Raw genomic sequence first — 7703 nt, 5'->3', positions numbered from 1 at the left:
GCGTTATGCCACAAATTACCGCGTGATCGACAATCCCCGTGCCTACCGGCTGTCCAATGCACCGCGCGGCTACCAATGGGTCCGGTCAGGCAATGATGCTGTGTTGATCGGATTGACCAGCGGCATTATCGGAGCAGTAATCGGCAACGCGATTGCTCGTTAAACCAAACGATCAACCATTAAACAAAAGCCCCCGGAAGCAATTCCGGGGTCTTTCCTGTCCGTTCAGCCCGCCATGAAGCCCTTGAGCCGCTGATTGATGATCTGATCCGCTTCGGCCATGATACGGTCGATCAATTCCTTGCAGGTCGGGATATCGTTGATCAGGCCGGCGACCATTCCGCAACTCCACGCGCCGATGTCCATGTCGCCTTCGAGCATGATCTTGGGATAGACGCCCGCGACCTGTTCAATGACGTCGCTGAATTGCAGGTCGGCGCCTTTTTCCTTTTCGATTTCGAGCAATCGCTCGACCGCCGGGTTGTTGAGCACGCGTTCGGTGTTGCGGAGGGGCCGCATCACGAGGCGGGTATCCAGTTCGCTTGCCGCGACAATCGCATCTTTCACATTCTGATGCACCGGTGCTTCCTTGGTGGCGATGAAGCGGGTGCCCATGTTCATGCCGTCTGCGCCCATTGCCAGCGAGGCGACAAGGCTGCGACCGTCAGCCTGACCACCGGAAGACACAAACGGAATATCCAGCTCGTCGGCGGCGCGGAGCAGCAGGATCATGTTGGGGATATCATCTTCGCCGGGATGACCACCGCATTCGAAGCCGTCGACGGACACCGCGTCACAGCCGATGCGCTGGGCCTTCAGCGCATGGCGGACGGCGGTGCATTTGTGGATCACTTTGATGCCCGCGTCGTGCAGCGCGGGGAGCACTTGCACCGGATTATTGCCAGCGGTTTCGACGACCTTGACGCCGCCCTCGATGATCGCCTTGACCATGCCTTCATAATCGGGCGAGTTCACGACCGGCAGAAACGTCAGGTTCACGCCGAAAGGCTTGTCGGTCATGTCGTTGCACTTGGCGATTTCGTTCGCCAGCGCTTCTGCCGACGGCTGGGTCAATGCGGTGATAATGCCAAGGCCGCCAGCGTTGGATACGGCCGCTGCCAGTTCGGCAAATCCCACATAATGCATACCGCCCTGGATGATCGGGTGCTGGATGCCGAACAGTTCGGTGATGCGTGTTTTCATGGGATTTGGTTCCTGTGGTTGGAAGGATTGGAAGCATGTTCACCCGATCCAGAAGAATCGGTTTAATCGCGCGATTAACTAGCAGCCCATTTGCCGGTTGTCACGCCTTTCCAGATCTGGTCCGGAGACACTGCTGCAAGCTCCGCTCCGAGCAATTTCGACCAGTGATGTTCGTTGCCCAGCGCGTCGCGCCAGGCCCAGAGGCGGCGGGTATAATGGTGCAGATCATATTCCTGGGTATAGCCCATCGCCCCGTGCACCTGATGGAACGGCACGGTGACCGCCTCGATGCTATGGCCGATCTGGACCTTGGCAATCACCGCCTCGTGCCAGGCCTTTTCCGGATCGTCCTTGTGACGGGCAATGCTGCTGGCGGCCTGGGTCGCGGCCATGGTCGCGGCAGCGCATTCGGAGGCGGCAACCGCCAGCTGGTGCTGGATTGCCTGGAATTTGGACAAGGGCCTGCCGAATTGTTCGCGCTGGGAGACATATTCGATCGACAGATTCAGTGCCATTTCCATGGCCGCGGCCATTTGCACTGCGCGGACGGTCAGAATCAGCGCTTCCACTGCCCGTCGCGAAAGTTCCGTCTTCGCCGAATGTTCCGCCAGATGGCCCGAAAATATGAACTGGGTCATGCCATCGGGTGATAGCGCTTGTTCGGGCGACCGGACGCCTTCGCGATTGTCGAACAGGGATATTTCCTGATGAGCCTCATCGAACAGGACAATCTTGTCGGCGTGCATGCCAAAGGGGATGTCGGCGCTGGGTGTGTGGCCGCTGAGGGCAAAGCTGGCGCTGCCGTCGGCTGGTGCGAGCCCTGCCCGGTCGAGCATCCAGTTGGCGATCAGCGTCTCGGCAAAGGGTACCGGCGACGCCGCCTGTGCCGAAGCCCAGATCGCGCCGAAAACCTCGTCATAATCGGCGCCAAAACCGCCATTGGCTTCGCCGGTCCAGGCGAGCGGCAGGCCATTTTGCGATAGAGCATCCCAGAGCGCCTGCGGATACTCCCCGGCCTCCGCCTTGTGGGGAACGTCCCGGCCGCACAGGTCGGTGTAGATTTTTGCGGCTGTGTCGGCGACCATGCCTTCGGTGTTGATCATCAGCGTAACCCCAGTTGCCGCGCGGTGATGCCGCGCATCACTTCGGTCGTCCCGCCGCGCAAAGTGTTGGGCGGCGCACGTAGTACGCCGATATTCATGATCCGCCGCATGTCCGGGCTCCAGTCTTCGGACGGCAGATCATTGAGAATTGCACGGACTTGCTGGGTCAGGTCATTTTCCAGCCGGTTGCCGAGATCCTTGACCAGCGCCGCTTCGGTTTCGGGCGACACGCCCTGATGGAGCAGATTGGCGATACCCCATGACATGCCTTTCAGCGTGCGCAGACTGGCGATCAGCTTTCCGAGCCGGGCATGGCTATCCGAGCCCATTTTTCCGCCGAGCTGGTACAGCGCGGTTTCCAGCGTGATATAGCTGGAGAGAAAGCGTTCCGGTCCGGACCGTTCCATCGCCAGTTCGCCGGTCACCTGCTTCCAGCCGCCACCCTCTTCGCCGAGCAGGCAGTCATCGGGGACGATCACATCCTCAAAATAGACCTCGTTGAAATGGGCGTCACCGGACAGGTCGACAATCGGCTTGATGGTCACGCCGGGCAGGCTCAGATCGATCAGGATCTGCGAAAGACCGACATGGCGGTTTCGGCCATCGGCGGGCGAGGTGCGGAGCAGCGCCACCATATAATGTGAGATCTGGGCGCCCGAGGACCAGATTTTCTGGCCATTGATCTTCCAGCCTTTGTCCACTTTTTCTGCCTTGGTCTTGACATTGGCGAGATCGGAACCCGCACCCGGCTCGCTGAGACCGATCGCGAAATAGCATTCGCCTGCGGCAATACGTGGAAGGATGTCGAGCTTCTGTTCCTCGGTGCCGTGCTCAAGCAACATCGGGGCATGTTGGCGATCCGCGATCCAGTGAGCGCCGACGGGCGCGCCGGAACGCAAGGTTTCTTCGGTGACAATATAGCGTTCCAGCGCGGTCTTGTCGTGACCGCCATATTTTGACGACCATGTCAGGCCGATCCAGCCGCGCTTCCCCATTTTTCGGGAAAATTCAGGATCAGCAGATGCCATCCAGCATTCCGGCTCCGGTCTGAAATTGCCGCTCCTTCTCTCTTCGCTCAGGAACGCCTGCAATTCGGCGCGCAATTCTTCAAGCGCCGGTTCGGGCTGGACGACGGGGAAATTAAATCGCTGCATGCGCGTTGCCTCTCAAGGTGTGACGATATCAAATTGCGGATTCACTTCGTCGAAAGCGCCAAACATCGCGGCCATCAGGGCAACATTGCCAGTGACGACCATGTCTTTCTTCTGGATCAGATCCAGCGCATCGGCTTCGCGTATGAGCAATTTTGTAAACAAGGCCCGGCTGATGGTAATCTGGGTATCAGACCCATCGGCAGTGACAGTATAAATCTCCCTTCGAGGAAACATCACGCTCTTGCCGAGGTCGATGCTCACTGCCTCTTTCCGGTCCGGGAACCAGAAGCGGATGATTCCGCCATCACCTTGCATCTTCGCCGGGTTGAATCGGGTCGCCATCGCGTCAAACAGGTCGACTGCGGGAATACCGCTGAGCACCTTGGCATTGGCGGTGCTGATCGAGTCTTTGACAATATTGCCTTCGCGCAGTTCCTTGGCGCCAACCAGATAGATGTTGCGCCACGTTCCGGCCTCGGCCTGGAATCCCAGCTGTTCGTAGGTGGAAGCCAGCCATTTTCGGGCTGTCTCGCTGGCGGAATCGGCAAATACCAGATGGTTGAAGACCGTGGCTGCCCAGCGGTAGTCCCCTGAGGCAAAGGCCTTCTCGCCAATTGCCAGCGCCTTTGCGGCACCGCCCATCGCCGCGACATATTTTTTCGAGGCTTCAACTGGCGGTAGTTGGTGATAATGCGCCGGGACCGCGTCCCACCAGCCGAAATAGCGTTGATAGACCGCTTTGCTGTTGTGATTGAGTGTCCCGTAATAGTCGCGCACGCCAAAATCGCTTTTGGCGAAATCCGGTTCGCCTATATTCTCGGCAATCTCGTGCATGGTCGCGCCCTGATTGGCCTGCCGCATGGTCTGGTCATGGACATAGCGATAGATGCCGCGCTGGTTTTTGAGGGCAGTGCGGACATTGCCACTGCCCCAGGTCGGCCAGTGATGGGAGGCCAGCATGACGTCGGATTTGCTGCCATATTTGTCCAGCATCGCGTCGATCACTTTGCTCCATTTCAGCGTATCGCGGACCAGCGCGCCGCGCGGGGTCAGGACATTGTGGAACGTGCGGGTCGCGACTTCCGCGGTGTGGAGTGCGTTAAACTGTGGCAGATAGAAAACCAGCTCGGCCGGCGCTTCGGTTTCGCCGGCATCCATGAAGTCGAAGCTGATGCCATCGACGAGCAGGGTCTCGCCATCCTTGCTGATCGATCTGGTCGGCGGGATCAGCGCGACATCTCCGCTGGATATTTTCTGGCCCAGACCGCCACCGACATGGCCTGTTTTGCCCGCCGGCAATGCGGTGCCAAATTGAAACTGCACCCGCCGGTTCATCGCGGTTCCGGCGATCACACTTTCGCCAATCGCCTCGGCGAGAAAGCCGTGCGGCGCGATAACCTGGACCTTGCCCGCCCGGATATCCTCGGGCGAAGCGACGCCCGCGACGCCACCAAAATGGTCGCCATGGCTATGGGTGAAAATCACCGCCACAACCGGCCGGTTGCCGAGTGTCTTGTTGGCGAGCGCAAGGCCAGCCTTGACCGGGGCGGGCGTAGTCAGTGGATCGACGACAATCCAGCCGGTCTTGCCGGCGATCAGCGTCATCTGCGCCAGATCATAGCCGCGAATTTGATAGATGCCGGGTACGACCTCGAACAGGCCGTGGATGCTGTTGAGCTTTGCCTGCCGCCACAACGACGGATTCACGGTATCGGGAGCAGCACCCTCGATAAAGTCAAACTGGCGCGAATCCCAGGCGACGGAACCGTCTTCGTTGAGGATCTCGTCCCCGGCGATTTTGGCGAGAAAGCCGCGCTTGGCATTTTCGAAATCTGTCTGGTCGGCAATCGGAAGACTGGCGGCGACCTCGGCATTGGCGGTCCTGGTGGCTTCGGTTGCGGTGCCCTCGGGCGGAGAGTTGGCAAGGAGAAGGGGAAATGCGGTTGTCAGAACCAGTGCCGCGCGAAATTTCATAATATGTCCCCTGCTCCTGTGTGCCCCCGCCTCAGCAAGCGCATATTTTCCATATTTCTCCGCCAAACCAATCTCACGCTCCCTTGAACACCGGTTTACGCTTCTCCAGTATCGCGTCAATCGCTTCGCGATGATCATCCAGTTGCTGCAACACGCCCTGGAACAAGGCCGCCTGATCAAGATTTTCCTTGAGCGTCACGCTCTGCGCGGTGCGCACCAGCTCCTTGGTCTTGCGGATCGCCAGCGGCGGTAGCCCGACAACCATTTCGGCCAGTTCATAGGCGCGCTCGAGCAGTTTTTCGTTCGCCACGACTTCGGACACCAGGCCATAGTCCAGCGCCTTGGCGGCATCGATAAATTCGCCGGTGAACAGCATCTGGTTGGCTTTCGCCTGGCCGATGATCCGCGGCAACAGCCACGCGCCGCCATCCCCGGGGATGATCCCGACGCGGAGGAAGCTTTCGGCAAATATCGCATCCTCGCCGGCAATGCGGATATCGCACATCGTGGTCAGGTCATTGCCAGCGCCGATCGCATGGCCGTTGACCGCAGCGATCACCGGAACCGAGATTTGGGAAAAGGCCAACGGGATGCGCTGGATGCCCGTCTTGTACCAGTTCTCGATTTCCAGCGGAGTCATCTTCTGCTCGGCGGTCATCGCCTTTATCTCGTGGAGATTGCCGCCCGAGGAAAAGCTCTTGCCGTTGGCGGCGAGGACGACACAGCTGACACCGGCATCGGCATCTGCCTTGTTGATCGCGTTGACCAGGGCCTCGCACAGATCCTTGGACAGGGCGTTGCGGCTCTCAGGCTTGTTCAGCGTGATCGTCACGACCCGGTCATTTTTCTCATAGAGTACGACGTCAGCCATCGAAAATTCCTTTGCCCTGCGTTTCTTATCTTATCCCGCCGTCATTGCAGGGGACGGCGGATTCTGCAAGACTCGCTCCGTTCAAATCGCTAAATGGATATAGATGATCCGGCAGAACAATCCAATCTCTGGCCACGACGCTGCGGGCTTCACCCTGGTGGAATTGATGGTCGTGTTGCTGATCATCGGGCTGATGGCCTCGGTGGCGATATTGTCCTTCCCGAGCGGCAACAGCGCATTACAGGAAGACGCCCAGCGCTTCGCGGCGCGGACGGCGGCGCTGCGCGACAACGCGATCCTGCAATCACGGCCGATGGCGGTGCAGGTCACACCCTCCGGCTACAGTTTTCTCGAGCGACGCAAGGGCAGCTGGTCGGTGATCGAGGACAAACCGTTTGTGTCGACCAACTGGTCCGGCGGTGTCCGCGCGAAAATCGGCGAGAATGGACCGATGATGATCAGCTTTGAAAGCACCGGCCTGCCCAGCGATCAGGCGGAACTGGTGTTGCAGGGCGAGGGGCAAAGCCGCAACATCCTGATCGCACCGATGGGCGATGTGAAGCTCGCCGGAAGCGCGCAATGATGAAGCCTGGCGCAAAATCTGACCAGCGCGGCTTTACCCTGATCGAAATGCTGGTCGCCCTGTCGGTGTTCAGTCTCGCCGCGCTCGCCTTGATCCGGCTTCAGGCTTTTACCACCCATAATGCCGCCGAACTGGAACTGCGGGTGGTCGCGCAATCGGTGGTCCGCAACCGGGCGGTCGAAATCCTCACCGATCCGCGCCCGCCCAGTCTCGGCGACAGCAGCGGCGAGGAGCAAAATGGCGGTCTCGGCTGGACCTGGACGCAAAGCGCGCAATTGACCGAGGAAGGCCGGTTTATCCAAGTTGATATCACGGCCCGGGAAAAGATCAGCGGGGCACCCGCGTCGCTGACGATATTGCGGCCAGCCGGGATGTTGATCGAAGCCGAGGCTCCGTTACAGGCGAACTAGCCCGTTCAGAACGGTGCTATCGAAACACCACTGTCCGGTTGCCGTTGAGCAAGATGCGACGTTCTCCCACCCATTTTACCGCCTTGGCGAGAACCTGCGCCTCGATGTCGCGTCCGATCCGGATCATTTCCTCGACACTGGCGCGGTGGTCAACCCGTTCCACCGCCTGCTCGATGATCGGACCCTCGTCGAGTTCCCCGCTGACGAAATGGGCGGTCGCCCCGATCAGCTTGACGCCGCGCTCATGCGCGCGATGATAAGGTTTTGCCCCCTTGAATCCGGGCAGGAAGCTGTGATGGATATTGATGCAGCGGCCGGCCATTCTGGCGCTCAGATCGTCGGACAATATCTGCATATAGCGCGCGAGGATCAGATAATCGGCCTGTCCCCGCTCCATCACGTCCA

The 7703-nt window shown here is 59.5% G+C and carries 9 protein-coding genes; 3 read left to right on the top strand and 6 right to left on the bottom strand.

The genetic code is table 11. The features are described 5' to 3' along the window. A partial coding sequence (locus WBM93_RS07375) for an RcnB family protein (protein WP_424430253.1) occupies positions 1–163 on the top strand: 163 nt, incomplete at its 5' end. A 62-nt stretch (positions 164–225) separates the two neighbouring features. Here WBM93_RS07375 and WBM93_RS07370 read toward each other — a convergent pair. The 5 genes from WBM93_RS07370 to WBM93_RS07350 form a co-directional block, all read right to left on the bottom strand. After that, positions 226–1203 (bottom strand): NAD(P)H-dependent flavin oxidoreductase, encoded by a 978-nt coding sequence (locus tag WBM93_RS07370; protein WP_424430250.1) that lies wholly within the window; start codon positions 1201–1203, stop codon positions 226–228. A 74-nt stretch (positions 1204–1277) separates the two neighbouring features. Beyond that, positions 1278–2306: an acyl-CoA dehydrogenase family protein gene (locus tag WBM93_RS07365; RefSeq protein WP_424430248.1), complete on the bottom strand. Its 1029-nt coding sequence runs from the start codon at positions 2304–2306 to the stop codon at positions 1278–1280. After that, positions 2306–3460: an acyl-CoA dehydrogenase family protein gene (locus WBM93_RS07360; RefSeq protein ID WP_424430245.1), complete on the bottom strand. Its 1155-nt coding sequence runs from the start codon at positions 3458–3460 to the stop codon at positions 2306–2308. Before WBM93_RS07360 ends, WBM93_RS07365 begins: the two co-directional genes overlap by 1 nt. 12 nt (positions 3461–3472) lie before the next feature. After that, positions 3473–5434, bottom strand: a complete 1962-nt coding sequence (locus WBM93_RS07355; RefSeq protein ID WP_424430242.1) for an alkyl/aryl-sulfatase — start codon at positions 5432–5434, stop codon at positions 3473–3475. Positions 5435–5507: 73 nt separating this feature from the next. Further along, positions 5508–6305: an enoyl-CoA hydratase-related protein gene (locus WBM93_RS07350; protein ID WP_424430240.1), complete on the bottom strand. Its 798-nt coding sequence runs from the start codon at positions 6303–6305 to the stop codon at positions 5508–5510. A gap of 103 nt (positions 6306–6408) precedes the next feature. Between WBM93_RS07350 and gspH the strand changes: the two genes are divergently transcribed. Continuing rightward, positions 6409–6888 carry a type II secretion system minor pseudopilin GspH gene (gene gspH, locus WBM93_RS07345; RefSeq protein WP_424430237.1) on the top strand — a complete coding sequence of 160 codons (480 nt, stop codon included), beginning with the start codon at positions 6409–6411 and terminating at the stop codon, positions 6886–6888. Beyond that, the gene (gene gspI, locus WBM93_RS07340; RefSeq protein ID WP_424430234.1) at positions 6885–7298 is read left to right on the top strand and encodes a type II secretion system minor pseudopilin GspI; all 414 of its coding nucleotides are present in this window, start codon (positions 6885–6887) and stop codon (positions 7296–7298) included. Before gspH ends, gspI begins: the two co-directional genes overlap by 4 nt. 16 nt (positions 7299–7314) lie before the next feature. Here the strand turns inward: gspI and WBM93_RS07335 are convergent. Beyond that, a partial coding sequence (locus WBM93_RS07335) for a formyltetrahydrofolate deformylase (protein ID WP_424430231.1) occupies positions 7315–7703 on the bottom strand: 389 nt, incomplete at its 5' end.

The sequence above is a fragment of the Parasphingorhabdus sp. genome (assembly GCF_049667325.1).
In the GTDB taxonomy this organism is placed as follows: Bacteria; Pseudomonadota; Alphaproteobacteria; order Sphingomonadales; family Sphingomonadaceae; genus Parasphingorhabdus.
Note: the sequence above shows the minus strand (reverse complement) of the source record. Positions and strands in the feature narration are given on the sequence as shown.